Source organism: Herbaspirillum sp. GCM10030257 (genome assembly GCF_042666555.1).
Classification (GTDB): domain Bacteria; phylum Pseudomonadota; class Gammaproteobacteria; order Burkholderiales; family Burkholderiaceae_D; genus Noviherbaspirillum.
Genome location: NZ_JBHTDH010000004.1, coordinates 102,700 through 127,479 on the forward strand (window position 1 = coordinate 102,700; position 24,780 = coordinate 127,479).

A 24,780-nucleotide genomic window follows, 5' to 3' on the forward strand; every position below is an offset into this window, starting at 1 on the left:
GGAGCGTTCGATGAAAATAAAACGTGAAGTTCTGCAGGCGGCAGCCGATGCCGGCGTGCTCAATCCCCTTGAAATTGATGGCTTGCTGGCCTTCCTGAGCCGATACGAGGGCTTGCCGGGACAGGGGGCTTCGCCGCGATTTTCCGGCACGCATGTCCTGTACTACCTGGGCGGCATGCTGGCAATCGGCGCGGCGTCGCTGTTCGCGACTTTGGCAGTCGAAGCGGCCGGAATGCCTGCGTTGTTCATCCTGTCACTGCTATACATGGTGGCGGCCGTGGCGATTGCGGCGATACTGGAAAAGCGTGGTTACGGTATTCCGGCCGGTATCTTCGCAACCCTTGCGGTGGCCCTGGTTCCGCTGGCCGTGTTTGCGCTCCAGCATGTCCTCGGCTTCTGGGTCGATGGCGCGCATGCCCAGCACTATCGTGACTATCATCGCTACATCGACTGGCGCTGGTTAATCATGGAATTGGCTACCTTGGCCGCCGGCGCTCTGTTGCTGTGGCGCTTTCGTTATCCTTTCCTGATGATGCCGATTGCGATCACACTGTGGTACATGGGCATGGACATCATCCCGGCACTCCTCGCACAAGCAGGGAACGAAAACGACTGGTTCAGCGGTGCCACATGGGAAATGCGCAAACAGATATCGCTCGCCTTTGGCATGGCCATGCTGCTGCTGGCGTTCTTTGTTGATTTGCGGTTCCGGCACGACAGGGACTACGCGTACTGGCTCTACCTGTTCGGCTTGTTAAGCTTCTGGGGCGCATTGTCGATGATGGGGTCCGGCAAACTGCCTGGCAAACTGGTTTATCTGTGTATCAACTTTGGCATGGTCTTTGTCGGCGCCTTGCTGGGGCGACGGGTATTTGCCGTGTTTGGCGGCATTGGCATCGCGATGGTGCTGGGCGATCTGTCATGGAACCTGTTCAAGAACAGTATTGCGTTTGTGCTTGTGCTGACCGTGCTCGGTTTTGCGCTGATCGGTGTCGGCGTGTGGTGGAGCAAGCATGAAGCACGCATCTCGTCGCGCCTGCGTGGACTCCTGCCTAGGAATGTGCGTGAGCTCATCGACAATCGCCCGATGTGAGGCATCCAGCGGTGCGTCATGGAAAGGCGGTGCACCGCCAAACGCTATCCATTTTTAACTGTTGGTAACTCTGGTTTGATGGTGCGTAAATCAGGCGTCAATGTCGGCTAAGCGCTTGATGTATATCTATTTGGTGTGTTTTGAAAGTCGCTTAAATACATTATGAGAATCTATCGACGATGTGCAGGCAGGACGTTTCATTCCGTCGAATTCCTCCGTTTTCACGACTTTTGCCGCTTTTAATCTAACGAGGTTTTTCCTCGTCAGGACCGTCGAAACCATCAGGGCCAGCGACCCGTTAGCCAGCCTCCTGACGATGGTCAGGCAAGCCACAGGAAAGTGGAGTCCGACAGCGCAAAGCCGCTCACGATGAACGTCGGAAAATCAAAGGAGCGAGAATGACTATCCAACGCGAGGACTTGGTAGCCGCCGCTGCCGTAGGCTTGCTGCAATACAGGCAGATCGATCCGCTGCTGGTTTTCCTGCTTCAGCGTGACGTGATCAAGAAGCGTCTCGAACTTGGCGCACATCTACATCCGCGACAGCCCGGCAGCCTCGCCACGACGCTATCGTGGATCGCGATTGCATTGGGTCTGGTCACGGCAGCGATGTTTGCCGTGCTGTTCACTGGTCGGGCGGTGCAGACCATGGGCGTGGGTGCGTTGTTTTTCATCACGTTGTTTTATGCGCTGGGCGGATTTGGTGTATCGAGCTGGTTCAAGCGCCAGGGTCTGGGTGGCCGTGCGCGGGTATCGCTCGCTGTTCTGCTGACCGCTTCGCCGCTTGCCGTGTTCGCTCTCCAGCAGGTGTAAAGATTTTGATCGCGTCGGGCTTCGTCTCATTGCAAAGATCGCGCCGCTTGCCAGATCACATTTGTTTAAACAAATGCGCATAAACACGGCTGACCGGTAGCATTTGTTCGCGATTCTTCAGTTTGAGCGACAGCTTGCCGGTCTCGTCACGCAGCGCGGCCTGAATGCAATGCACGTTCACCACCGTTCCGCGATGTATCTGCCAGAAGCGCGATGGGTCAAGCTGCGGCAATAAGTCCTTCAGGCTGGTGCGGATCAGGGATTCGCTTTCAGCGGTGACGACGTTGACATATTTGTCGGTCGCCTCGAAATACTGGACCTCGTCAACCGGAATCAGTCGGATCTGGTTGCCAACAGCGGCCCGTATCATGTTCAGGCGTTCGCCCGCACCCTGCGCACCCGGCATACCCGGCACCAGTGAGCGAAGCTGGCCGACGATACGCTCCAGTTCGGCACCGCGTTCGACATCGTGCTGCAAGCGCGCCTTGAGCCGCTCGACGGTCTTGCCGAGGCGGCCATCGCTGATTGGCTTGAGGACGTAGTCTGCCGCCGCATACTCGAAGGCCTGCAAGGCATATTCATCGTAAGCGGTGACAAACACGACCAGTGGAAAATGGGGGCCTTCGGGCCAGTCTTCGGCAAGTTCCTGAGCGGCTTCCAACCCGGTTTTGCCGGGCATTTTAATGTCCAGGAAGAGCACATCAGGACGTTGCGCCAGCGCTTCCTGCACCGCGCTTGCGCCGTTATCGACGACACCGCATACCTGCAGCTCGGGCCACAGGCGCTGCAGTGTCTGCTGCAGGGTATAGGCAAGAATCGGTTCGTCTTCTGCGATCAGTGCGCGTGGATGATTCATACGGGTATCCTCAATGCGGCAATCACGCCTTCCGGCGTGTTGGAACCAAGTGTAAATTGCGCCGCGTCGCCGTACAGGGCGCGCAAACGCTCACGGATATTTTCGACGCCGAGATGGGTACTGAGCTTGTTTTCCGGAGTGGCGCCAAGTCCGAGGCCGGTATCGATCACATCCAGATGCAGCATGTTCTTGTGACGCGCCGCCTGCACCGTGATCCGTCCGCCGCCGACCTTTGGTTCGATGCCGTGCTTGATGGCGTTTTCCACCAGTGGTTGCAGCAGCATCGGCGGGATGCCGACCTGCTTGAGTTCGTCCGGCAAATCGAGCTGGTACGACAGGCGCGCACCCATGCGTACCTGCATTAGCCCCAGATAGGCTTCCATCAATGAAAATTCATTCGCCAGCGAAGTCTTGTCCGAGCGCGACGATGCCAGCGTCGCACGCAGGTACTGGATCAGCTGGTCGAGCATGTGCTGCGCCTTCGGTGGATCGATGGCGATCAGCCCCTGCAGGTTCGCCAACGTATTGAACATCATGTGCGGTTCGATCTGCGCCTGCAGCATCTGCAGCTGCGCCTGCAATGCCTGTTTCTCGATCGCCGACGCACGCGCCTTTTCATTGGCCGCTTCGGCCTTGAAGTGTTCCATCACGCTGCGACTCCAGAAGAACCAGGTGATGCTGCCGCAAACCACCGCAAACAGCACAAGAAAACCTACCAGGTTATTGGAGCGCGCCGCTGCGAAGCTTTCCCTGGGAATGTCGAGCAGCCAGCTCGCAATGCTGTTGCCGCCATACTGCGATAACGGTAACGCGACAAGAAACATCAACAGGAAGGGCAGGCGAGGTGGCTTTTCGAGTCCCCAGATAAGCAGCCTGCCGCCGTCAAGCAGAGTCACCATCAGGGTGCCGATGCACATCGAGATGACAAAGTTGATATAGAAGCTGCTGTGTATGCGCATCACATAGGTAATCATCAGGGCGATCGCCGTGTTGAACACACTGGTGATCGCCACATCGATGACAAAGCGACGCAGGCGCGGATAAGCGGCAAGAGCGGGAAGTACGGTGGTGTTCATTAATGCGAAGCGTGATTTCTTTTCAGTTCCTGTTCGATCATCCGGTTCTTCCAGTTCATGCCCGGGCCGTGCAGGTAGGTCGCCAATCCGTGGAATAGTAACCCGATTCCCCAGCCAAACAGCGGCCATACCGCCCAGACCTTGTCTGGCGAGAACAAGACATTGGTCAGAATCAGTCCGGCGTTCACCAGCACATAGACGGAGAGATGGATGGCAAAGCCGATCTTGCGTTCGACATGGCGTTTGGCTGCACGGTAGGCGTCATTGGTTTCCATGATGGATCTCCTTGGTAATGCGTTGAAAGGGTAACGTGTCTGGGTCGTCGATCGGTTCAGATCAAGCCTACCGACTGCCACACCAGATGGCCGAGCAGACGTTGCGGCAGCAGCGTAAAACTACCGGCAACCACCAGACCGATGTAAAGGGAACGCATGCCGCGCTGATGGGCGTGGATGTTTCCTTTCGCCACCGCATAGATGGAACCGGCGAGTCCTGCGATAGTGATGAGGGACAGCAGGTGAATCCAGGAATAATGACCATGGGTCTTGATGCCGAAGGAAGACAATACGGCAATCAGCATCAGGATTACCCAGCCACGACCAAGCAGGCGGTGCAGGGGTGTCCCCTTTTTCGACAACAGGGCCGCGCCACCAACGGCGATGGCCGACGTTGCTGCCAGAACATGGGTGAGGATGATCGGGGTGAAGGCCATGATGCGCTCCCGGTAGTGCGTTTCGATGGAGCCATTCTGGACATGGGCGGCAGACTTTTACAGCGGAATGCGACGAGCTGCCGAACTTCGCCGCAAACCCTGCCATTTGGGGAGCGAAATGCAGGACAGACTAATGGAAAATGCCGGTTAAAAGCCTACCGCCTGGCCATCGCGCCGACTGTCGCTGGCCGCGATGTAGCCATCATCCGTTTTCCAGATGAACTGGCCGGAGCCGAAATCATGGTTGCTGTCGGTGCGTGTATTGACTTTGTGGCCACGTGCCGCCAGCTCGGCCACGACGTCCGCCGGCATCGTGGCTTCGATATCGACGTCAAGGCCGCTGTTGACTTTCCAGCGCGGCGCATCGCACGCCGCCTGTGGCTGTTGTCCGTAAGTCAACATGCGCAACAGCGTTTGCAGGTGGCCCTGAGGCTGCATGTTGGCGCCCATCACGCCAAAACTCATTTGCGCCTTGCCATCCCGTGTCAGGAATCCCGGGATGATCGTGTGAAATGGCTGCTTGCCCGGCGCCACGCAGTTCGGGTGGCGGCTATCGAGTGAAAAGCCGCGGCCGCGATTGTGCAGACTGATCCCGGTTTCCGGCACCACGACGCCGGAACCGAAGCCATGGAAATTGGACTGGATGAAGCTGACCATCATGCCGCTTTCATCGGCAGCGCTGAGATAGACCGTGCCACCCTGGGGCGGCAAGCCATGTTCCGGCGTTCCCGCGCGATGCAGGTCGATGCGTCTGGCACGCTCGGCCAGATAATTATTGTCAAGCAAGTGGGCGGCGGTGACTTCCGTCATTGCACGGTGGTCGGCGACCCAGCGGTAGGTATCGGCAAATGCCAGCTTGATCGCTTCAATCTGGCAATGATGGAAATCCGCCGAATCCAGTGCAAAGCGTCCGATATCCAGTTGTTCGATCAGACCGAGCGCGATCAGTGCGGTAATTCCCTGACCATTGGGGGGGATTTCGTGGACGGTGTAGTCGCCATAGTCGCGCGCAATCGGTGTGACCCACGAGGGGGCAAAAGCGGCCAGATCATCGATGCCGAGTGCGGCACCATGCTGTTTCGCATGCGATGCCATGGCTTCCGCCAGTTCGCCGCGATAAAACGCTTCGCCATGGGTTTCGGCGATGCGGGTCAAGGTATGCGCCGCTTCGGCGAAGACAAAGTTCTCACCAACATGCGGTGCCCGGCCATGCGGCATGAACGCACGGGCAAATCCGGGCTGGTCCTTCAGTTGGGGTATTGCGCGGGCCCATTTCGACTGCACAATAGGTGCGACCAGATGGCCACGCTGGGCAATGTCGATCGCCGTTTCAAACAACTGGGTAAAAGGCAGCTTGCCGAAACGCTCCGACAAGGCGACCCAGCCGGCAACCATGCCGGGCACCGTGACGGTATCCCAGCCATGGGAGGGAATACGCCCGTCATGCCGTTGCCTGAAATACTCGGTGGTCCAGGCTTGCGGCGCCGGTCCGGATGCATTCAGTCCATGCAGCTCATGGCCATCCCACAGGATCGCAAACGCATCGCCGCCGAGGCCGCAGGACACCGGTTCGACAATGGTCAGCGTGGCGGCAGCGGCAATCGCCGCATCGACCGCATTACCGCCGGCATCCAGCATGCGCAATCCCGCCTGCGCCGCCAGCGGATGGGAGGTGGCGACGACATTCCGGGCGAGCAGCGGACTGCGGTTCGTCGGATAGGGGTTGCTCCAGTTAAAGTCGACCATGCCTGCTCCCGAGTTTTAGAGCACCTATCAAAATGCCGCTTGCCGCGTTGCTTGGGGCCGCCGAGGCCTCCTAGCCGTACGCCTGTACTGTCTTCGTCGGCGCGCCTTGCCATCGTCATTTTGATAGATGCTCTTAGAATCTGTTGGAATTGTGCGTGAATTTCTGGCGATGCAGCGATCAGCTCAATTCGTGGGCGTCAGACGATGCCCTTCTTTCGCAATTCTTCCACCTGTTCCGCGCTGCGGCCGAGCACGTCGCGCAACACCTCGTCGGTATGTTGGCCCAGCAGCGGCGGCGGCATGTCGTAGCGCGGCGGCGTGGCAGACATTTTCATCGGGCTGCCGACCAGTTTGACCTGGGCGCCTGTCGGGTGCGGCAGATCGACCCGCAGTTCGCGCGCGACCACCTGCGGGTTTTCGAAGACTTCGTCGAGGTTGTTGATTGGGCCGCAGGGCACGCCCGCTGATTCGAGGGCGTCAATCCATTCCTGCTTGGTCTTGGTCTTGACCATCTCGGCGAGCAGCGGCACCAGGATATCGCGATGGCGTACTCGCATTGGGTTGGTGGCAAAGCGCTCGTCGGCAAACAGGTCCGGCCTCCCACCGGCTTCCACGAAGCGACGGTACTGTCCGTCATTGCCGACTGCCACGATGATATGGCCGTCCGCAGTAGGAAAGGTCTGGTAGGGGACGATATTGGGATGAGCATTGCCCCAGCGATGTGGCGGATTGCCACTGGCAAGATAGTTGGTGTTCATGTTCGCCAGCATGGCGACCTGTACGTCAAGCAGCGCCATGTCGATGTACTGGCCTTCGCCGGTCCGGTCACGGTGCGTCAGTGCAGCCATCACCGCGATGGTGGCGTACATGCCGGTCATCAGGTCGGAAATGGCCACGCCGGCCTTTTGCGGACCGCCGCCCGGCTGGTCGTCCCGCTCGCCGGTGATGGACATGAAGCCGCCCATGCCCTGAATAATGAAATCGTAGCCGGCGCGCTGCGCATAGGGACCACTCTGGCCGAAACCGGTGATCGAGCAATAGACCAGGTCCGGCTTTTCCTTCTTCAGGGAGTCGTAGTCCAGCCCATATTTCTTCAGCTGGCCGACCTTGTAATTTTCCAGCACCACATCCGATTGCCGCGCCAGTTCGCGCACGATCTGCTGCCCTTCGGATGAAGCGATATCGAGCGTCACCGAACGTTTGTTACGATTGGCTGCAAGGTAATAAGCGGCTTCGCTGGTGTCCTTGCCTTGCGCATCGCGCAGGTAGGGCGGGCCCCAGGAACGGGTGTCGTCACCTGCGCCGGGGCGTTCGACCTTGATCACATCGGCGCCGAGGTCGGCCAGGTTTTGTGCGCACCAGGGGCCCGCGAGCACGCGGGTCAGGTCGAGTACGCGGATATGTCCAAGTGCTTTCTTGACAGGCAGGTCAGTCATGTTCGATTGGGGTCGGATGAACGCTTCGCCGGCGCTCGGGTGGATCGGGTGGCCGTGGTAACTGCGGTTGATTCTAACCGCATGCGGCAACCTCTGTCTTGACTGACCTGCCGAATACGTTAGTTGCGCCCGGTGCGCGGCGTGGGCGGCGTGCTATCGTTGAGCTGTGGACGGAACATCCGGTACTGGTCACGCCCCGAACGCTTGGCTTCCACCAGCGCAATGTCTGCCTTTTTCATCAGCGTGTCGAGGTCCGTACCGTCAAAGGGGTAGATGGCAATGCCGACGCTGGCCGAAATCTGTACCTTATGACCACCGACCGAGAAAGCGCCGCGCATGGTATCGACCAACTGGGTGGCGATGTCGTCGGCAATGCGCATGTCGCTGAGGTTGACTGCCAGCAGAACAAATTCATCGCCGCCGAGGCGGGCGACGATGTCATTCTTGCGGACCACGTTGCGCAGCCGCATGGCCGAGGCTTTCAGCAGCTCGTCGCCGACGTCCTTGCCAAGGGTGTCATTGACTTCCTTGAAGCCGTCGAGATCGATGAAGAATGCCGCGAGGGTATTGGCACGGGTCGTCATCTTGGGGAAGATGTCAGCCGCCTGGTCAAGCAGGGAATCGCGGTTAGGCAAGCCGGTCAGCCGGTCATGGCGGGCAAAATGCTTGGCCTGTGCCTCGGCGCGGACACGGTCGACTTCCTTCAGGATGAGCGCAATCAGGCCGGCGACAATCTCGGCGAAATCGGATTCATCGCGCCGCCACTGGCGGGCTTCGCCGACATGCGACAGCAACAGTACGCCGGCATAGGCATCGCCATGCCTTACCGGCATGGCGATCACAGCCTTGACCTGGTTGGCGTGAAAGTATTCGCAATAGACGGCGACACGCGGATCCTGATCCACATCCGCGACCACCAGCTGATGGTCGCTGCCCAGCACGCGCTGCAGCAGTGAATGCAGGGACATGCCGGACGGCAGGCTCAATTGCTCTTCATGATAGTTCTGGCGCAATTCGTCATAGGCCAGCATGCAACGGGTTTTCTGGGGATCATCATGGACGTCCCAATACGAGCATCGATGCGTTCCCAAGGCCTTGGTGGCGGATTTCAGAATGACTTTCAGTGCCGACGAAAAATTTGCATGTGGATGCTGGGCGATGCGCATCAGGCGATTCAGATAGTGAAGCTGGCGCTTCTTGTCCAGCTCCACGCCTTGCTGGCGCTGCACGTCGTCGGTAACGTCACGCAAGCTGAGCAACAATCCGCCGACGTCTTTTTGATTTTGCAGATTGCGCACCTCGCCGGCCACATGACGGTACGACCCTCCCTGACCACGCAGGCGGAAGGCAAGCGGCACGGCCGGTCCATCCGGTTGTGCCTGTGCGAGCGACTCGACGAAACGCGGGCGATCTTCTTCATGAACTTGCTGGGCAATATCGGCGTGTGTGCCGACTGCATTACGGAAAGCGCGGTTGCTGTAGCGCAGGTTTGCATCGGGCGTGCAGACCGCGATCAAGTCAGGCAGATGATCCGTCAGCGAAGATGCTTCTGTCGGGGGCGGAGCATCGTCACCGGTCAGCTGGTCGACTTCTGCGCTCGACAGCATCGGCTGCAATACCCATATCACGCAACCGGCATCGCTGAATGTATCGACGCGGTTCGCCACCAGTTGATAATGAACCTGCGCGCCGCCCTTGGTCCGCAAATACATGTCGCTGCCATCTTCCATTGATGGCTGGGCCGGCTGCGTCGAAGTGCCCGATGGCTGGAACAGTATTTCGAGCGGTTGTCCGGCCAGTTCATCGTCGGTATAGCCAAGTTGCGTAGCAAGCGTCGAATTGGCATGGACGATCATGCCATCGCGCAGAAAGAGCAAGCCCGTATCGACCCCGCCAAGCAGGTCCGAGAATGCGTGCCATCCTTCAGGGATGATGAAGGTGGACGCGTCGAAAGGCGAATTATAGGAATTGTCGGAAGCCATGTCGTGTGCAGCGACCGCTCTCGCCCATGCGCGTGTACACATGAACTAAAGCGGCTCTCCTTTAATTAACGTTTGGCATTAGACTACGACTGGTTGAATATCATTCCAAGACATAGATCAAGCCATGTGGTTTTATCCAAAAATCGTTGCTCACCGCGGCGGCGGCATTCTTGCCCCCGAGAATACTCTTGCCGGAATGCGTCGCGGACTGGCATATGGATTCCGGGCTGTCGAATTCGACGTCATGCTGTCTGCGGATAATATCCCGGTCCTGATGCATGACCCTCAGTTCGGACGTACAGTTCCCGGGCATGGAGAGGTCGCGAAGACGATGGCAGCCGAACTGGCTGGGATGGATGCCGGTTCCTGGCGTGGTGCAGAGTTCGCTGGCGAGCCTGTGCCCAAGTACGAACAGGTTGTGGCTTTCTGCAAGGAAAATGGCATCTGGATGAACGTGGAAATCAAGCCCTCTCCCGGCTTTGAAGCCATTACCGGAACCGTGGTTGCAGAAGCGACAAGAAAATTGTTCGCACAGGAACTTGCCGGTGGCGCAGTACCGTCGGAATTACCATTGTTCTCGTCATTTTCGTTCGACGCCCTGGCAGCGGCGCGGGAAACCGCACCCGATATCCCACGCGGCTTCCTGCTCGATATCGTGCCGCCGGACTGGCTCGACAAACTGCGCAGTCTTGATGCGGTCGCCCTGCATACAAATCACAAAAAGCTTACCCCGAGCTTGGCACGCGCCATCAAGGAAGCCGGTTATGGGTTGTTTTGCTATACCGTCAATGAACCGGAGCGCGCGCGGGAAATCCTGACATGGGGTGTCGATGCGTTTTGCACCGACCGGCTCGACCTGATCGGGCCGGATTTCGCTGCATAATCAAGCACTTCTGATCGCCGGTGCATCTGCCGGCACTATCCGGACCGGTCGTCGATCCTGTGTCGGTTCCATGTCGCTCCCCTTTACCCGGCGTATTTTTCAGTTGCGTTCTGCACATCATTCCGCCCCGGCTTCACCGAGGGGATATCACGTATAATCAACGGTTTGCAAGCTTAACCCCTAGTCGCCACCGAACATGAAATCGTCTGAAATCCGCGAAAAATTCCTGAAGTATTTCGAATCCAAGGGCCATACCATCGTTGCGTCCAGCCCGGTGGTGCCTGGGGATGACCCGACACTGCTGTTTACCAATGCTGGCATGAACCAGTTCAAGGATGTCTTCCTGGGCTTCGACAAGCGTCCTTACACCCGTGCGACGACGTCGCAGAAGTGCATCCGGGCTGGCGGCAAGCACAATGACTTGGAAAACGTCGGCTACACCGCGCGTCATCACACCTTCTTTGAAATGCTGGGCAATTTCAGCTTTGGCGATTATTTCAAGCACGATGCGATCCAGTACGCCTGGGAATTGCTGACCGAAGTCTTCAAGTTGCCGAAGGAAAAACTCTGGGTCACCGTCTACGCGGAAGACGACGAAGCCTACGATATCTGGAACAAAACTGTCGGCGTGCCGGCGGAACGCATCGTGCGCATCGGCGACAACAAGGGTGCGCGCTATGCGTCCGACAACTTCTGGATGATGGGGGACACCGGTCCCTGCGGCCCGTGCACCGAGATCTTTTACGATCACGGCCCCGAGATCCCCGGCGGCCCCCCCGGTTCGCCTGATGAAGACGGCGATCGTTACATCGAGATCTGGAACAACGTGTTCATGCAGTTCAATCGCGACGAAGCGGGCGTCATGCACAAGCTGCCCAAGCCCAGCGTCGATACCGGTATGGGCCTTGAGCGCATCACCGCGGTGCTGCAGCATGTTCACGGCAATTACGAGATTGATACCTTCGTCAACCTGCTGGCAGCCGCGAAGAAGGCCGTCGATGCGGCCGGCGCCGCTGACTGCGACAAGGATTCGCCGTCGCTGAAAGTCATTGCCGACCATATCCGTGCCTGTACTTTTACGATCGTCGACGGCGTCATCCCGAGCAACGCCGGCCGCGGTTATGTGCTGCGCCGCATCGCTCGCCGTGCGATCCGTCATGGCTACAAGCTGGGCGCACGCAAGCCGTTCTTCTATTCGCTGGTCCCAGCGCTGGTCGCCGAAATGGGCGACGCCTACCCCGAACTGCGCCAGAATGAAAAGCGTGCGACCGAAGTGCTCAAGCAGGAAGAAGATGCCTTCTTCCGCACCATCGCCAACGGCATGGAAATCCTTGAGCGCGCGCTTGCTTCAGGCGCCAGGCAGATCGATGGCGATACCGCATTCAAGCTGCACGACACCTACGGCTTCCCGGTCGACCTGACTGCCGACGTTTGCCGCGAGCGCGGCGTCACAGTGGACGAAGACCGCTTTAATGCGCTGCTCGATGAACAACGTCAGCGCGCACGCGAAGCGGGCAAGTTCAAGATGGCGCAAGGCCTGGAATACAGCGGCAACCCGACCACCTTCCATGGCTATGAAAAGCTGATCCACGAGACGGCGACAGTGACGGCAATCTATGTCGACGGCACGGCGGTCAATGAAGCAAATTCCGGCGATGACGCCGTCGTGGTACTCGACCATACGCCGTTCTACGCAGAGAGCGGTGGTCAGGTTGGCGACACCGGTGAACTGCGCAATGCCGCATCACGCTTCCTGGTTGAAGATACCCTGAAGATCCAGGCTGCCGTTTTCGGTCACCATGGCCGTATCGTCGAAGGCACGATCAAGGTCGGCGACGTCGTCAATGCCAAGGTCGACGCCGAGAAGCGCGCCAGGACCATTCGTAACCACAGCGCGACTCACCTGATGCACAAGGCGCTGCGCGAAGTGCTGGGCGCACATGTGCAGCAGAAGGGTTCGTTGGTCAATGCCGAGCGTACGCGTTTCGACTTTGCGCATAACGGCCCGATGACCCAGGAGCAGATCCGCAAGGTCGAAGCGATCGTCAATGCCGAGATCCTTGCCAATCATCCGACCCAGGCACGCGTCATGCCGATCGAAGAAGCACAGAAATCCGGCGCCATGATGCTGTTCGGCGAAAAGTATGGCGATGAAGTCCGCGTACTCGACATCGGTTCCAGCCGCGAACTGTGCGGCGGTACCCACGTGCAGCGCACCGGCGACATCGGCCTGTTCAAGGTCGTGGCCGAAGGCGGTGTCGCAGCCGGCGTCCGTCGTATCGAGGCAGTGACCGGCGAGAATGCGCTGGCTTATCTGCAGTCGCTTGAAACGACGGTCAACAATGTCGCGGGCACGCTCAAGGCGACGCCGGCGGAAATCAATGCCCGCGTTGGCAGCGTACTCGAGCAGGTCCGCACGCTGGAAAAGGAACTCGCCGCGCTCAAGGGCAAGCTGGCTTCCAGCCAGGGCGACGAACTGGTTAACAAGGCCGTCGATATCAATGGCCTCAAGGTGCTGGCGGCAACCCTGAACGGTGCCGATGTGCCGGCATTGCGCGAGACCATGGACAAGCTGAAGGACAAGCTGAAGTCGGCAGCCATCGTGCTGGCGGCGGTCAATGACGGCAAAGTCAGCCTGATTGCCGGCGTCACCGCGGATGCCACGTCCAAGGTCAAGGCCGGCGAACTGGTCAACTTTGTCGCCCAGCAGGTGGGCGGCAAGGGCGGCGGTCGCGCCGACATGGCGCAGGCTGGCGGTACCGATCCAAGCGGATTGCCCAAGGCGCTCGACGGCGTTGCCGCCTGGGTACGCGAACGCGCATAAAGGCGCATTTATCAAGGGGCTCGCCATGGATTACCAATACTGTCCGATGTGCGCCGCGCCGCTGATCCAGCGAGCGGATACCGGCGAAGGCGGCAAGGTCCGCCTTGCCTGTCCCGACGGGCATTGGACGCATTGGGACAATCCGCTCCCCGTACTGGCCGCCCTGGTCGAAGTCGAAGGCCGTATCCTGCTGGCGCGCAACGCCGCCTGGCCGGAGAAAATGTTTGCTCTCATCACCGGTTTCATGGAACGGGGTGAGACGCCGGAGCAGGGTGTTGCCCGCGAACTCAAGGAAGAAACCAATCTGGACGCCGATGAGGTTACTCTTATCGGTGTATACGAGTTCATCCGCAAGAATGAACTCATCATTGCCTACCATGTGAAGGCATCGGGCGACATCCGTTTGTCCGAAGAACTGGTCGATTACCGCCTTGTCACACCGGAAAAACTCCGTCCCTGGCGTGCCGGTACCGGTTATGCAATGGCTGACTGGATGCGGGCCCGTGGTCTGCCGGTCGAATTTCTGGATTGGTCTTCTTGATCCGCTGCTCTGCTTGATCTAAACGAATTCCGTAAAAAACATTCCTGAACATCGCACAATTTCCGTGCGGCTTGCTGCGACGCACCAAGCTTCCCATATTTAGGGTAGAATTTTTGCTACTTCCCAATCCCTGTCTTCCTTCGAGAAAGCAACATGGAATTCCAGAAAGAGCTTGACGCTCGCGGCCTGAACTGTCCGCTGCCCATCCTGAAGGCAAAGAAAGCGCTGGCGGAAATGACCAGTGGCGAGATCTTGCGTGTCACGGCAACCGATCCCGGTTCGGTCCGCGATTTTCAGGCTTTTGCCCGCCAGACGGGCAATGAACTCGTCGGCCACAGCGAGAACAATAAGGAATTCACCTTCTTTATGAAGCGCAAATAGTCTAATCTGTCCTGATACGGCGCAGGTTGCGCCGCATTGATTGCGTTATTCTCATCAGCTTGTACAAGGCGCGGCCATGCTTTTGCAAGGCAATACGCTTTAAGCTTTACCTCCGCTTTTTTGGATTTTTGCTGTGAATTAGTGCATACTCTCTACCAATTAATAGAACGGTCGTGCTAAATTCTGCATCCAGTCCAGTTCTCTTTATAATCACGGTTTGGTTTACGTTAACGTCAATTGTTTATTTACAAAGGCAAAGCTATGAAAGTTTTGGTTCCAGTCAAGCGCGTGGTGGACTACAACGTCAAGGTCCGCGTGAAATCCGACGGCAGCGGCGTGGACATCGCCAACGTCAAGATGTCGATGAATCCGTTCGACGAGATCGCCGTTGAGGAAGCGACCCGCCTGAAGGAAGGCGGCAAGGTCACCGAAGTCATCGCTGTGTCTTGCGGCGTGACGCAATGCCAGGAAACCCTGCGTACCGCGATGGCGATTGGCGCGGACCGCGGCATCCTGGTCGAAACCGATGTCGAACTGCAGCCGCTGGCTGTCGCCAAGCTGCTCAAGGCGGTGGCCGACAAGGAGCAGCCGCAGCTGATCATCCTGGGCAAGCAAGCGATTGACGATGACTGCAACCAGACCGGCCAGATGCTGGCAGCCCTGCTGGGCTGGGGTCAGGCAACCTTTGCCTCCAAGGTCACCCTGGAAGACGGCAAGGCAACCGTGACACGCGAAGTCGACGGCGGCCTGGAAACCGTGGCCCTGCCGCTGCCGGCGATCGTCACGACCGACCTGCGCCTCAACGAGCCGCGTTATGTCACGCTGCCCAACATCATGAAGGCCAAGAAGAAGCCGCTGGAAACCATCAAGCCGGCTGATATCGGTGTGGACGTGACGCCGCGCCTGAAGACGCTGAAAGTGTCCGAGCCGCCGAAGCGTTCGGCCGGCATCATGGTCAAGAGCGTCGACGAGCTGGTCTCCAAGCTCAGGAACGAAGCCAAAGTCATCTAAGCGCTTGCGCCTTTACCTTATTCAGATCAGGAAACCATTATGACCGCACTCGTCATCGCTGAACACGACAACGCTTCGCTCAAGGGAAGCACCCTCAACACCATCACTGCTGCCGCCCAGTGCGGCGGCGACGTCCACGTGCTCGTGGCCGGATCCAACTGCGGCGGCGCTGCCGAAGCCGCTTCCAAAATCACTGGCGTGACCAAGGTTCTGGTCGCCGATGCGCCATATTTTGCTGAAGGCCTGGCCGAGAACGTAGCTGAACAGGCGCTCGCCATCGCTTCCGCGTACTCGCACATCCTGGCCCCGGCGACTGCCTACGGCAAGAACATCCTGCCGCGCGTGGCTGCCAAGCTCGACGTCGGCCAGGTGTCCGAAATCACCAAGGTGGTCTCAGCTGACACCTTCGAGCGTCCTTTCTACGCCGGTAACGCCATTGCCACCGTGCAGTCGGCTGACCCGGTCAAGGTCATTACCGTTCGTACCACCGGCTTTGATGCGGCAGCCACCGGCGGTAACGCCGCAGTGGAGACCATCACTGCCGCTCCGGATGCCGGCAAATCCGCCTTCGTCTCGCGTGAAGTGGCCAAGTCCGACCGTCCTGAACTGACCGCTGCCAAGGTGATCGTTTCCGGCGGCCGTGGCATGGGTTCCGGCGATAACTTCAAGATCCTCGAACCGCTGGCCGACAAGCTCGGTGCAGCGATGGGTGCGTCGCGCGCGGCGGTTGACGCCGGCTTCGTGCCCAACGACTGGCAGGTTGGCCAGACCGGCAAGATCGTGGCGCCGCAGCTGTACATCGCGGTCGGCATCTCCGGTGCGATCCAGCATTTGGCCGGCATGAAGGACTCGAAGACCATCGTCGCCATCAACAAGGATCCGGAAGCGCCGATCTTCTCGGTCGCCGATTACGGCATCGTTGGCGATCTGTTCGAACTCGTACCGCAACTGGTCAACGAACTGGGTTAAACCGCAGCATAGCCGGAATGGCAGCACGCCATTCCCGCGAAAGAAATTGATGAAAATACCGGGCAGATGTGCCGGGTTTGTCGCGAAGCTGACAGGAATTTTCCGCAGGCTTCGTCATACTGCCCGCCATCCTGCCCTTCTTTTTGGAGACTGAAATGAGCTACGTCGCCCCGTTGAAAGACATGCTGTTCGTGATTAACGAACTCGCGGGCCTGTCCGAAGTGAATGCCTTGCCCGGCTGTGAAGACGCGAGTCCGGAAACCGTGGAAGCGGTGCTGGAAGAAAACGCAAAGTTTTGCAGCGAAGTGGTCGCACCGCTCAACGTTATCGGCGATAAAGAGCCCAGTTTCTGGAAAGACGGCAACGTCACTACCACCAAGGGTTTCAAGGAAGCATTCAAGGCCTTTGGTGAAGCCGGCTGGCAGGGTGTGCAGCATCCGGTCGAGTTTGGCGGCCAGGGCTTGCCCAAGCTCGTGGCAACGCCTTGCATCGAAATGCTCAATTCCGCCAATCTGTCGTTCGCCCTGTGCCCGCTGTTGACCGACGGTGCGATCGAGGCGCTGATGACTGCCGGTACCGACGAGCAAAAGAAGCTCTATCTGGAAAATCTGATTTCCGGCAAATGGACAGGCACCATGAACCTCACCGAGCCGCAAGCCGGTTCCGACCTGGCCCTGGTGCGCACGCGCGCCGTGCCGCAAGGTGACGGTACGTTCAAGATTTACGGCACCAAGATTTTCATTACCTATGGCGAGCACGATATGGCCGAGAACATCGTCCACCTCGTGCTGGCACGTACGCCGAATGCGCCGGAAGGCGTGAAGGGCATTTCGCTGTTCATCGTGCCGAAGTTCCTGGTCAATGCCGATGGCTCGCCGGGTGAGCGCAACGACGTGCATTGCGTATCCATCGAACACAAACTGGGCATCAAGGCCAGCCCCACGGCCGTACTGCAGTTCGGCGATCACGGCGGCGCGATTGGCACCCTGGTCGGTGAAGAGAACCGCGGCCTGGAATACATGTTCATCATGATGAATGCGGCGCGTTTCGCGGTCGGCATGCAAGGCATCGGCCTGGCAGAACGCGCTTATCAGAAGGCGGTGAGCTACGCGCGAGACCGGGTGCAATCTCGAGACCTCGCAGGTTCAAGCGGACCGGTGGCGATCATCCATCACCCGGATGTGCGCCGTATGCTGATGTCCATGCGTGCACAGACCGAAGCCTCACGTGCGTTGTCTTACGTCACCGCCGCTGCCCATGATGCCGCACATCATCATCAGGATGACGCAGTGCGCAAGGCGAATCAGGCTTTCTACGAGTTCATGGTCCCGGTCGTCAAGGGATGGTCGACCGAACTGTCGATCGACGTCGCATCCAATGGCGTGCAGGTCCACGGCGGCATGGGCTTCATCGAAGAAACCGGCGCTGCTCAGTATTACCGTGACGCGCGCATCCTGCCGATTTATGAAGGTACAACCGCGATCCAGGCAAACGACCTGGTCGGCCGCAAAACTGTGCGCGATGGTGGTGCAACCGCCAAGGCAATCCTGTCCCAGGTACGCCGTACAGAGGAAGAATTATCGGCCTACACCACGGGCGACTTGGCCGCTATCCGCAATCAGCTCACAGCCGGGTCCCAAGCGCTGGAAGAAGTCGTCAATTATGTCGTCGGCAACATGAAAAGCGACATCAAGGGCGTGTTTGCCGGCAGCGTGCTGTATCTCAAAATGGCAGGCGTCGTTCTCGGCGGCTGGCAGATGGCACGTGCTGCATTGATTGCCCAGCGCAAGCTGGACGCCGGACAGGGCGATGCAAAGTTTTACCAGGCAAAGATTACTACCGCGCGTTTCTTCGCCGACCACTTTCTGGCGCAGGCTGCCGGTTATCGTGCCGCGATTGTTGATGGCAGCACCGGCGTCATGGCATTGGCGGAAGAGCAGTTCTGACAACGACGCACTGCGCAGTTTGATGTAGCGCTAGAAGGCAGCCTGCGGGCTGCCTTTATTGTTTGTATGCCGTGAACTCTCGGCACTTTTGCAACTCTGCCTCCATATCGGGCAATCAATTGTGCAATTGTAGTTTCTGGTCGGGAGGCGATCATGAAACGGTTGTTGGCTACGGCAACCCTGCTTATCGGATTTGCTGGTCCATGGTGGACCAGCGCCATGGCGGTCGACGCCATCACCACGGCGGATGCGATAGCCATCCATGACGCCGTACAGCTTCAACTTGAAGCTCTCGCCAACGACGACGCGGATCGAGCGTTCGAACTCGCCACCCCGGAAAAGCGCATGTTGATCGGCAGTCCCGACAGGTTCCTGCGATTGATCAAGGAGCAGTACAACCCAATATACCGCTACGAACGTGCGATTTTTTCCAGTGCCGAAGTCATCGATGGCAACGCGATCCAGATCGTGCGGGTCACTGATGAAAACAGCAAGGTTTGGGTAGCCATCTTCTGGATGCAGGAAGGTGAAGACAGTCGCTGGAAGATTGACGGCTGTCAGCTGCTGGAAACAACCAGCGTTTCCATCTGAGCGTCAAGTCAAATATCTACTATTGAGTTCGGCTGATCATTACACATGCAGACAGTGCGCGCATGCGTTTGCCCGACTCAGCGAAGACACTGTTCCAAGGCTGCATCGTCGATAGCAGCAGCGGTCGACACGACTGCTGGCATGGCAGCCGAAGGAAGCGGAGCAGGCACGGTGCCAGCTCCCCCTTTGCAGCTTCTCACTGTATTCGGAACAAGTTCATGGTGTACGCATTAGGTGATTGCTATGATTCCACGCTGCATATTTTGCGCCATGCAACATTTCAATAAACACGTACCTGCTTTGCATAAAATCCGGAAATTTGTTTGCAGCCTGCGCCATCCATGAAGGAATGTCGGAGAAGCTTGATGTGGCGCCCATAGCTGCCTATAACGAAGCGTGCCGCCAGATTCAAGGTTCGGCAGGTCCAGTAATGCACGGCCGGGCTTCCAGGTTGCACAGGCCACTGAGAGCATCAGTGTCGACCTACTTCTCCTGCAGGAGGTAAGTATCATGGGACGCAAATTTATTGACTGTCGAGAATTCCCAAGCGATAGCGGCTGTTCGGTCGCCATATCCGCCGATTCAGATCAAGAATTGCTGGAAGCCGCAGTACAACACGCGGTCAGCGTGCACAAGCATGAGGACAGTCCGGAGTTCCGCCAGCAGCTGAAATCCCTGTTCAAGGAAGGCACACCACCTGTCGAGCGACCAACCGCTCACATGCTGTAATCAAGCCCCTTCAGCCGTAGGCGCCGCCTGTGAATAACAGGTCGAAGGCGCGAGCGATTGCCGCGATCAGGGCAATCGCTCCGCCGGCAAAGGTAATCACCACAAGAATGATCACTAGCCAGCCCGAATTGGACTGCCGTCCAGAACCGGCATTGTGTTGAACATCCCATTTTTCATCAGGGGTAAGCCCGATGACGAGTGCCGCGATAAAGCCGGCAAATATCGATAGCGGAAACAGCACCACGTGAAGCCATGCCAGCTTGTCTTTTTTGCCATAAAGATAGAATCGGTGTGCGCCAATACCGCCAAAGATCGATGCGAGAAAAGTAGCGAGTGTTTTATTCTTGTGTGTAACGTTCATGTGATGTCAGCTTGTCGGCATGTGCGCCGGGCAAGTCATTTTATATTGCAGTTCAATCCGGCACCCTTGAGGCCCGTGGAGCGGCAGTGCAATCGGCCGCCGCGTAGTGTGCATGAGACCGTCCATCAAAGCAACGCTGGGCGGCAAATGCTTCCAAACTTGCCGGCACATCAAAAACTGGGCTATAATTCCCGGCTTTTTCCGCCCTCGAACAATTTTTGGAAGCAAATTATGGTCGTTATTCGTTTATCCCGTGCCGGTGCCAAAGGGCGCCCGTTTTTCAACATCGTTGCAACCGATTCGCGTAATCGTCGTGATGGCCGTTTCATCGAGCGTCTCGGCTTCTACAATCCGGTAGCATCGGGCAAGGATGAGGCTTTCCGCATCACTCAGGATCGCCTGGCTTACTGGCAAGGTGTCGGCGCGCAACTGTCCCCGACCGTTGCCCGTCTGGTAAAAGCTGGTGGCAACAAGGCCGCTGCTTAATTGTCAGTGAAAACTGCTTCGGGGATATCAGTCCCTGATGATCTGGTGCTGGTGGGTCATGTGACCGGTGCCTATGGAATTCAAGGCTGGGTCAGGATCAGGCCTTATTCGTCGGATGCGGATGCAATGTTGCATGCAAGGACATGGTGGCTAGACAAGCCGGTCCTCCGTGACGTCGACATGATGCAGGCAAAGATCCATGGCGAAGATGTCGTTGCCCAGTTGATGGGGGTGGCAGACCGTAACGCGGCAGAAGCGCTCAAGGGCGCGACCGTCCAGGTACGTCGAAGTCATTTCCCGGTCCTGTCGGACGATGAGTTTTACTGGATCGATCTGATTGGTCTGGAAGTCGAGAACCTCCAGGGCGAACCCCTGGGTAAAGTTGCCGATCTGATGGACAACGGTGCGCATCCTATCCTGAAAGTGACCGCCGCTTCGGCAGTTGAAGACGAGAAGCCGAAGGAATGGCTGATTCCCTTTGTCGAGCAGTTTGTCAAAACGGTTGATCAGGCTGGCAAGAAGATCACAGTAGACTGGGGTCTGGACTTCTGATGCCTGACGCTGGGTGACAGCATTGCGACATGCAGACTAGTTCAGTAAAAAGTTGAGGATGAGCAAAGATGCAATTTGATGTCGTCACGCTCTTTCCAGACATGTTTACTGCAATAACGCAGTCCGGCATTACCCGTCGCGCGTTTGAACAAAAGCGATGCAGCCTGTCGCTCTGGAATCCGCGTGATTTCACAACTGACAATTACCGTACTATCGACGATCGCCCATATGGCGGCGGCCCTGGGATGGTGATGTTGGCAAAGCCTCTTGAGGCTGCGATTGAGGCGGCTAAAGACCGGCAGGCGGAGCAAGGCTTGCCAACACCGCGAGTCGTCTACCTGTCGCCGCAGGGAAGGGCACTGACGCATGAGCGCGTGATGCAATTGACGTCAGAACCCGGTCTGGTCTTGCTGTGTGGACGTTATGAAGCTGTCGACCAGCGTCTTCTCGATCGCTGCGTAGACGAGGAAATCAGCCTTGGTGATTTTGTGCTGTCCGGTGGCGAGCTACCTGCGATGGCCTTGATGGATGCAGTGATCCGGCAGTTGCCAGGGGTTCTGAACGACGATGTGTCTGCTGTTGAAGACAGCTTTGTCAACGGCTTGCTTGACTGCCCGCATTACACGCGGCCGGAGGTTTACGAGGGTGTCGCAGTTCCTCCGGTGCTGATGGGCGGCCATCATGCCGAGATCGAGAAGTGGCGCCGTGAACAGGCTTTGCTGGCAACATCAAAAAAGCGGCCTGACCTGATCTTGAGGGCGCGGGCGGCTGGTTTGCTGACGCGGGCCGATGAAAAATTTTTGAGCAGTATGCAGTAGCAGTATCGAGCGGACGATGTCTGTCCGCATGTTTAACCCCATCCTCTACCGGGCAAATTTTCTGTGTACAAGCACATGCGCCGGCAAGATGGTATCAGGAGCTAACAAATGGACTTGATCCAGAAACTCGAGCAAGAAGAAATCGCCCGCTTGGGCAAAAACATCCCTGACTTCGCACCGGGTGACACCGTCGTCGTCAACGTCAATGTGGTTGAAGGCACTCGCAAGCGTGCACAGGCTTACGAAGGCGTCGTCATTTCGCGTCGCAATCGCGGCCTGAACTCCAACTTCATCGTGCGTAAGATTTCGTCCGGCGAAGGCGTGGAACGTACCTTCCAGTTGTATTCCCCGTTGATCGCTTCGATCGAAGTCAAGCGTCGTGGTGATGTGCGTCGTGCGAAGCTGTACTACCTGCGTGAGCGTTCCGGTAAGTCGGCGCGTATCAAGGAAAAGCTGCCAAACCGTCGTGTGGCTGCTACTCAAGCTGCAGAGTAATTGCGGATCTGTAGACAAAGGGCACCGTATGGTGCCCTTTTTCATTTCTGGCCTGTCACATGAGAGCCGGCGGCATTCAAGTTAAAATTGAAAGTGGGTACTTGCTGCCGAGTCCGGTATTTCTAATGCCGTTGCACCATCTACGCAGTCGGAAAGCACGTGCCAGATCATTGTGCGAGCCTGTGCTGGTTTCGTGTTCGGCATGACAAGCTTGCTGCATTGCAGTTCCGATACATGTCAGGATGCCTTGAGCGTTTTCACCTTGACCCGGCCAGGCAAAGTGTCGGGCATTGACGGTGCGCCAGGATGGAAGTGCGCTAATACAGAGGATAAACAGCCATCGCGTAAAACCAATGGCATGCCAAAGTCACTCATAGAGATCGATGCTCTTGTAGATCCCGCCAGAGGAAAACGAATTTGTCCAAATTGCTATTTGACCCTGAATCACTGCCCGTCGATGGAGTGGCCGGCGAACCGCCGGTTCCACCTGAGCGCCTGACTGCTCACTGGTTGCGCCAGCGCTTTGCGCACCCGCCACCTTGGATACGTGAAGAATTCGATGAGCGCCACCTGCGCAAGCTGACCGGTGAGCCGGTGATGGCCTCGGTGCTGATGCCCCTGGTGGCGCACGAGTCCGGGCTGACCATGCTACTGACTCAACGTACCGCACATCTGCATGATCACGCCGGTCAGGTTAGTTTGCCTGGTGGCCGCGTTGACGCGGTCGACACATCGGCGATTGAAACGGCCCTGCGCGAGACCGAGGAAGAGGTTGGCCTGCATCGCAGGCATATTGAAGTGCTTGGTACCTTGCCTGATTATTTTACTGGCACCGGCTTTCGTGTCACGCCCGTGGTTGCCCTGGTTCGGCCTCCATTCGAACTGCTGGCAGACCCGTTCGAGGTTGCAGAAATCTTCGAGGTGCCAATGGCCTTCTTGATGGATGGCAGGAATCATCAGCTCCGCACCTATGAGTTTCCCGAAGTAGGCGGGAAACGTACCTTCTATACAATGCCCTATGAGCGGTTCTTCATCTGGGGCGCAACAGCCGGTATGCTGCGCAACTTGTTTCATTTCCTTCGCGCCTGAAATACTTCGATGAGCCGACGAAGTTTGATTAAGGTCTTGCGCTGCGCTATCGTAGCGGCTGTGTGATTAACAAGGCAGGACGATGACCTTTCTTTCCATTCTTTTCGCGCTGCTGTTCGAGCAATTCAAGCCACTGCGCGCGGATAATCCCATGTATGCGGCAGTCAAGCAGCTTGCCGCCCGTATGGAGGCTACGTTCAACGCTGGCCAGGAGAGGCATGGTCGCATGGCCTGGATAGTGACCATGCTGCTGATGTTGATACCAACGGCACTGATCTACTGGATATGTCTCAGGATCAACCCGCTAGCTGCTTTGTTATGGAACATCCTGATCGTTTATCTAACGCTCGGCTTTCGCCATTACAGTCACTACTTCACATCGATTCAACTGGCGCTCAATAGCGGCGATGAGGCAACGGCCCGTCGGTTGCTCGCAGAATGGACCAAGCAAGACACCACGACGATGAGTGTTGCGGAAGTCTCGCGCGTTGCTGTCGAAAAAGCACTGATCACCACCCATCGCAACGTTTTCGGCGTGTTTTTCTGGTTTGCGATGCCGCTGGGTCCTGCAGGCGCGGTGATGTACCGCGTGGCGGAATACCTGGCACGTGCCTGGAATGAACCTGAGCATTTGAAAAATGAAGCGTTCGGCCGTTTTGCGACGAAAGCCTTCTATTGCATCGACTGGGTTCCCGCGCGCCTTACCGCGATTGCGTTCGCAATTGTCGGCAACTTTGAAGATGCCATTTATGCATGGCGCAATTTTGCCCATCGCTGGCCCGATGAAGCGATTGGGATTATCCTGTCTGCCGGCGGTGGCGCCATGGGCCTACGATTGGGAACCGCTTTCGAAACGGCGTCCAGCGTGCCGACTGCCGATGCGACAACCGTGGATTCCATCAGCGTTGAACCGGAAATTGCACCCGGCGAGGAGCCAACGGTGCGCGCATTGCAGAGTACCGTCGGTCTGGTGTGGCGTGCGTTGTTGCTATGGATGCTGTTGCTTTTGCTCCTGTCCTTTGCGGTATGGCTTGGTTAATCGACGCAACATTCTCTGCGCCAATAACCTTCAGGCAGTGCTTATGCGTATTGGCTGAAATATCAACCGGACCCGACATTACCTGACGGGCAATCCATGACTCTGGATCGAACAATCCGAAGTCATTATCAAACTATTCACGTTCTGTCTTCGCTGGTGGAAGAGGGAATCATTTTTTCGGTTTCGCCACTCATATTCTGGAGGCGAAATTGCAAATAGTCGAAACCGTAGCGGCACATACCCGTCCTATACCAATCCTGACCCGAAACTTAATATGGGACCGCGTCTATTTGTACTTTCACCTTACCAGTGAAAAGCCACCGAATTCATTTGTTACGGCAGGTTAAGATTG

General features: G+C 57.5%; 25 protein-coding genes. 17 read left to right on the forward strand and 8 right to left on the reverse strand.

Features of this window, described 5'->3' with window-relative positions; all coding sequences use genetic code 11:
* The first annotated feature begins 10 nt into the window (after positions 1-10).
* Both ACFQUU_RS07440 and ACFQUU_RS07445 read left to right on the forward strand, forming a co-directional pair.
* Complete coding sequence (locus ACFQUU_RS07440) at positions 11-1,093, forward strand: DUF2157 domain-containing protein (protein ID WP_382244918.1); 1,083 nt, start codon at positions 11-13, stop codon at positions 1,091-1,093.
* A gap of 398 nt (positions 1,094-1,491) precedes the next feature.
* Positions 1,492-1,905 carry a hypothetical protein gene (locus ACFQUU_RS07445; protein ID WP_382244921.1) on the forward strand — a complete coding sequence of 138 codons (414 nt, stop codon included), beginning with the start codon at positions 1,492-1,494 and terminating at the stop codon, positions 1,903-1,905.
* A gap of 55 nt (positions 1,906-1,960) precedes the next feature.
* Here the strand turns inward: ACFQUU_RS07445 and ACFQUU_RS07450 are convergent, their stop codons facing one another.
* The 7 genes from ACFQUU_RS07450 to ACFQUU_RS07480 all read right to left on the reverse strand — a co-directional run bounded on the left by ACFQUU_RS07450 (position 1,961) and on the right by ACFQUU_RS07480 (position 9,755).
* Entirely contained in the window at positions 1,961-2,761 is an 801-nt protein-coding gene (locus ACFQUU_RS07450) for a LytR/AlgR family response regulator transcription factor (RefSeq protein ID WP_382244924.1), read from the reverse strand.
* Complete coding sequence (locus ACFQUU_RS07455) at positions 2,758-3,837, reverse strand: sensor histidine kinase (protein WP_382244927.1); 1,080 nt, start codon at positions 3,835-3,837, stop codon at positions 2,758-2,760. The genes ACFQUU_RS07450 and ACFQUU_RS07455 overlap by 4 nt, the downstream gene beginning before the upstream one ends.
* Positions 3,837-4,112, reverse strand: a complete 276-nt coding sequence (locus ACFQUU_RS07460) for a 2TM domain-containing protein (RefSeq protein ID WP_382244930.1) — start codon at positions 4,110-4,112, stop codon at positions 3,837-3,839. The genes ACFQUU_RS07455 and ACFQUU_RS07460 overlap by 1 nt, the downstream gene beginning before the upstream one ends.
* A 56-nt stretch (positions 4,113-4,168) precedes the next feature.
* Positions 4,169-4,549 carry a DUF2306 domain-containing protein gene (locus tag ACFQUU_RS07465; protein WP_382244933.1) on the reverse strand — a complete coding sequence of 127 codons (381 nt, stop codon included), beginning with the start codon at positions 4,547-4,549 and terminating at the stop codon, positions 4,169-4,171.
* Between the two features lie 147 nt (positions 4,550-4,696).
* Positions 4,697-6,295, reverse strand: a complete 1,599-nt coding sequence (locus ACFQUU_RS07470) for a gamma-glutamyltransferase family protein (RefSeq protein ID WP_382244936.1) — start codon at positions 6,293-6,295, stop codon at positions 4,697-4,699.
* A 197-nt stretch (positions 6,296-6,492) separates the two neighbouring features.
* Positions 6,493-7,731 carry a CaiB/BaiF CoA transferase family protein gene (locus tag ACFQUU_RS07475; protein WP_382244939.1) on the reverse strand — a complete coding sequence of 413 codons (1,239 nt, stop codon included), beginning with the start codon at positions 7,729-7,731 and terminating at the stop codon, positions 6,493-6,495.
* Positions 7,732-7,850: 119 nt separating this feature from the next.
* Positions 7,851-9,755 carry a diguanylate cyclase domain-containing protein gene (locus tag ACFQUU_RS07480; RefSeq protein ID WP_382244942.1) on the reverse strand — a complete coding sequence of 635 codons (1,905 nt, stop codon included), beginning with the start codon at positions 9,753-9,755 and terminating at the stop codon, positions 7,851-7,853.
* A gap of 82 nt (positions 9,756-9,837) precedes the next feature.
* On the opposite strand from ACFQUU_RS07480, the gene ugpQ reads away from it, so the two are divergent.
* From ugpQ to ACFQUU_RS07525, 9 genes are all read left to right on the forward strand, one after another.
* Positions 9,838-10,596 (forward strand): glycerophosphodiester phosphodiesterase, encoded by a 759-nt coding sequence (gene ugpQ / locus ACFQUU_RS07485; protein ID WP_382244945.1) that lies wholly within the window; start codon positions 9,838-9,840, stop codon positions 10,594-10,596.
* 196 nt (positions 10,597-10,792) lie between these two features.
* The gene (gene alaS / locus ACFQUU_RS07490) at positions 10,793-13,420 is read left to right on the forward strand and encodes an alanine--tRNA ligase (RefSeq protein ID WP_382244948.1); all 2,628 of its coding nucleotides are present in this window, start codon (positions 10,793-10,795) and stop codon (positions 13,418-13,420) included.
* Positions 13,421-13,445: 25 nt separating this feature from the next.
* Complete coding sequence (locus tag ACFQUU_RS07495; RefSeq protein ID WP_382244951.1) at positions 13,446-13,961, forward strand: NUDIX domain-containing protein; 516 nt, start codon at positions 13,446-13,448, stop codon at positions 13,959-13,961.
* 153 nt (positions 13,962-14,114) lie between these two features.
* Positions 14,115-14,342 carry a sulfurtransferase TusA family protein gene (locus tag ACFQUU_RS07500; RefSeq protein ID WP_382244954.1) on the forward strand — a complete coding sequence of 76 codons (228 nt, stop codon included), beginning with the start codon at positions 14,115-14,117 and terminating at the stop codon, positions 14,340-14,342.
* Between the two features lie 261 nt (positions 14,343-14,603).
* The gene (locus tag ACFQUU_RS07505) at positions 14,604-15,353 is read left to right on the forward strand and encodes an electron transfer flavoprotein subunit beta/FixA family protein (protein ID WP_382244957.1); all 750 of its coding nucleotides are present in this window, start codon (positions 14,604-14,606) and stop codon (positions 15,351-15,353) included.
* Between the two features lie 39 nt (positions 15,354-15,392).
* On the forward strand, positions 15,393-16,322 hold the full coding sequence (locus tag ACFQUU_RS07510) for an electron transfer flavoprotein subunit alpha/FixB family protein (RefSeq protein ID WP_382244960.1): 930 nt from the start codon (positions 15,393-15,395) through the stop codon (positions 16,320-16,322).
* A gap of 155 nt (positions 16,323-16,477) precedes the next feature.
* Entirely contained in the window at positions 16,478-18,268 is a 1,791-nt protein-coding gene (locus ACFQUU_RS07515) for an acyl-CoA dehydrogenase (RefSeq protein WP_382244963.1), read from the forward strand.
* A 153-nt stretch (positions 18,269-18,421) separates the two neighbouring features.
* On the forward strand, positions 18,422-18,859 hold the full coding sequence (locus ACFQUU_RS07520) for a DUF4864 domain-containing protein (protein ID WP_382244966.1): 438 nt from the start codon (positions 18,422-18,424) through the stop codon (positions 18,857-18,859).
* Positions 18,860-19,369: 510 nt separating this feature from the next.
* The gene (locus tag ACFQUU_RS07525; RefSeq protein ID WP_057292992.1) at positions 19,370-19,588 is read left to right on the forward strand and encodes a DUF1059 domain-containing protein; all 219 of its coding nucleotides are present in this window, start codon (positions 19,370-19,372) and stop codon (positions 19,586-19,588) included.
* 10 nt (positions 19,589-19,598) lie between these two features.
* Here the strand turns inward: ACFQUU_RS07525 and ACFQUU_RS07530 are convergent, their stop codons facing one another.
* Positions 19,599-19,949 (reverse strand): NINE protein, encoded by a 351-nt coding sequence (locus ACFQUU_RS07530; RefSeq protein WP_382244970.1) that lies wholly within the window; start codon positions 19,947-19,949, stop codon positions 19,599-19,601.
* Between the two features lie 231 nt (positions 19,950-20,180).
* On the opposite strand from ACFQUU_RS07530, the gene rpsP reads away from it, so the two are divergent.
* The 6 genes from rpsP (at position 20,181) to ACFQUU_RS07560 (ending at position 24,428) form a co-directional block, all read left to right on the forward strand.
* On the forward strand, positions 20,181-20,435 hold the full coding sequence (gene rpsP, locus ACFQUU_RS07535; protein ID WP_382244973.1) for a 30S ribosomal protein S16: 255 nt from the start codon (positions 20,181-20,183) through the stop codon (positions 20,433-20,435).
* Positions 20,436-20,987: a ribosome maturation factor RimM gene (gene rimM, locus ACFQUU_RS07540; protein ID WP_382244976.1), complete on the forward strand. Its 552-nt coding sequence runs from the start codon at positions 20,436-20,438 to the stop codon at positions 20,985-20,987. It abuts the gene before it with no gap.
* Between the two features lie 68 nt (positions 20,988-21,055).
* Positions 21,056-21,805: a tRNA (guanosine(37)-N1)-methyltransferase TrmD gene (gene trmD, locus ACFQUU_RS07545; RefSeq protein WP_382244980.1), complete on the forward strand. Its 750-nt coding sequence runs from the start codon at positions 21,056-21,058 to the stop codon at positions 21,803-21,805.
* Between the two features lie 108 nt (positions 21,806-21,913).
* Positions 21,914-22,300 (forward strand): 50S ribosomal protein L19, encoded by a 387-nt coding sequence (rplS, locus tag ACFQUU_RS07550; RefSeq protein ID WP_057292987.1) that lies wholly within the window; start codon positions 21,914-21,916, stop codon positions 22,298-22,300.
* 417 nt (positions 22,301-22,717) lie between these two features.
* Complete coding sequence (locus tag ACFQUU_RS07555; RefSeq protein WP_382244983.1) at positions 22,718-23,389, forward strand: CoA pyrophosphatase; 672 nt, start codon at positions 22,718-22,720, stop codon at positions 23,387-23,389.
* Positions 23,390-23,471: 82 nt separating this feature from the next.
* Entirely contained in the window at positions 23,472-24,428 is a 957-nt protein-coding gene (locus ACFQUU_RS07560; protein WP_382244986.1) for a CobD/CbiB family protein, read from the forward strand.
* Positions 24,429-24,780: the final 352 nt, after the last annotated feature.

What these genes read in the sequence shown, in the direction of transcription:
- ACFQUU_RS07470 (WP_382244936.1), bottom strand. Translation starts at nt 6,295, where the DNA reads ATGGTCGACTTTAACTGGAGCAACCCCTATCCGACGAACCGCAGTCCG.
- ACFQUU_RS07520 (WP_382244966.1), top strand. Translation starts at nt 18,422, where the DNA reads ATGAAACGGTTGTTGGCTACGGCAACCCTGCTTATCGGATTTGCTGGT.
- ACFQUU_RS07460 (WP_382244930.1), bottom strand. Translation starts at nt 4,112, where the DNA reads ATGGAAACCAATGACGCCTACCGTGCAGCCAAACGCCATGTCGAACGC.
- ACFQUU_RS07440 (WP_382244918.1), top strand. Translation starts at nt 11, where the DNA reads ATGAAAATAAAACGTGAAGTTCTGCAGGCGGCAGCCGATGCCGGCGTG.
- ACFQUU_RS07465 (WP_382244933.1), bottom strand. Translation starts at nt 4,549, where the DNA reads ATGGCCTTCACCCCGATCATCCTCACCCATGTTCTGGCAGCAACGTCG.
- ACFQUU_RS07450 (WP_382244924.1), bottom strand. Translation starts at nt 2,761, where the DNA reads ATGAATCATCCACGCGCACTGATCGCAGAAGACGAACCGATTCTTGCC.
- ACFQUU_RS07480 (WP_382244942.1), bottom strand. Translation starts at nt 9,755, where the DNA reads ATGTGTACACGCGCATGGGCGAGAGCGGTCGCTGCACACGACATGGCT.
- ACFQUU_RS07530 (WP_382244970.1), bottom strand. Translation starts at nt 19,949, where the DNA reads ATGAACGTTACACACAAGAATAAAACACTCGCTACTTTTCTCGCATCG.
- rplS (WP_057292987.1), top strand. Translation starts at nt 21,914, where the DNA reads ATGGACTTGATCCAGAAACTCGAGCAAGAAGAAATCGCCCGCTTGGGC.
- ACFQUU_RS07445 (WP_382244921.1), top strand. Translation starts at nt 1,492, where the DNA reads ATGACTATCCAACGCGAGGACTTGGTAGCCGCCGCTGCCGTAGGCTTG.
- alaS (WP_382244948.1), top strand. Translation starts at nt 10,793, where the DNA reads ATGAAATCGTCTGAAATCCGCGAAAAATTCCTGAAGTATTTCGAATCC.
- ugpQ (WP_382244945.1), top strand. Translation starts at nt 9,838, where the DNA reads ATGTGGTTTTATCCAAAAATCGTTGCTCACCGCGGCGGCGGCATTCTT.
- ACFQUU_RS07560 (WP_382244986.1), top strand. Translation starts at nt 23,472, where the DNA reads ATGACCTTTCTTTCCATTCTTTTCGCGCTGCTGTTCGAGCAATTCAAG.
- ACFQUU_RS07495 (WP_382244951.1), top strand. Translation starts at nt 13,446, where the DNA reads ATGGATTACCAATACTGTCCGATGTGCGCCGCGCCGCTGATCCAGCGA.
- ACFQUU_RS07500 (WP_382244954.1), top strand. Translation starts at nt 14,115, where the DNA reads ATGGAATTCCAGAAAGAGCTTGACGCTCGCGGCCTGAACTGTCCGCTG.
- ACFQUU_RS07475 (WP_382244939.1), bottom strand. Translation starts at nt 7,731, where the DNA reads ATGACTGACCTGCCTGTCAAGAAAGCACTTGGACATATCCGCGTACTC.
- trmD (WP_382244980.1), top strand. Translation starts at nt 21,056, where the DNA reads ATGCAATTTGATGTCGTCACGCTCTTTCCAGACATGTTTACTGCAATA.
- ACFQUU_RS07515 (WP_382244963.1), top strand. Translation starts at nt 16,478, where the DNA reads ATGAGCTACGTCGCCCCGTTGAAAGACATGCTGTTCGTGATTAACGAA.
- ACFQUU_RS07525 (WP_057292992.1), top strand. Translation starts at nt 19,370, where the DNA reads ATGGGACGCAAATTTATTGACTGTCGAGAATTCCCAAGCGATAGCGGC.
- ACFQUU_RS07505 (WP_382244957.1), top strand. Translation starts at nt 14,604, where the DNA reads ATGAAAGTTTTGGTTCCAGTCAAGCGCGTGGTGGACTACAACGTCAAG.
- rpsP (WP_382244973.1), top strand. Translation starts at nt 20,181, where the DNA reads ATGGTCGTTATTCGTTTATCCCGTGCCGGTGCCAAAGGGCGCCCGTTT.
- ACFQUU_RS07455 (WP_382244927.1), bottom strand. Translation starts at nt 3,837, where the DNA reads ATGAACACCACCGTACTTCCCGCTCTTGCCGCTTATCCGCGCCTGCGT.
- ACFQUU_RS07510 (WP_382244960.1), top strand. Translation starts at nt 15,393, where the DNA reads ATGACCGCACTCGTCATCGCTGAACACGACAACGCTTCGCTCAAGGGA.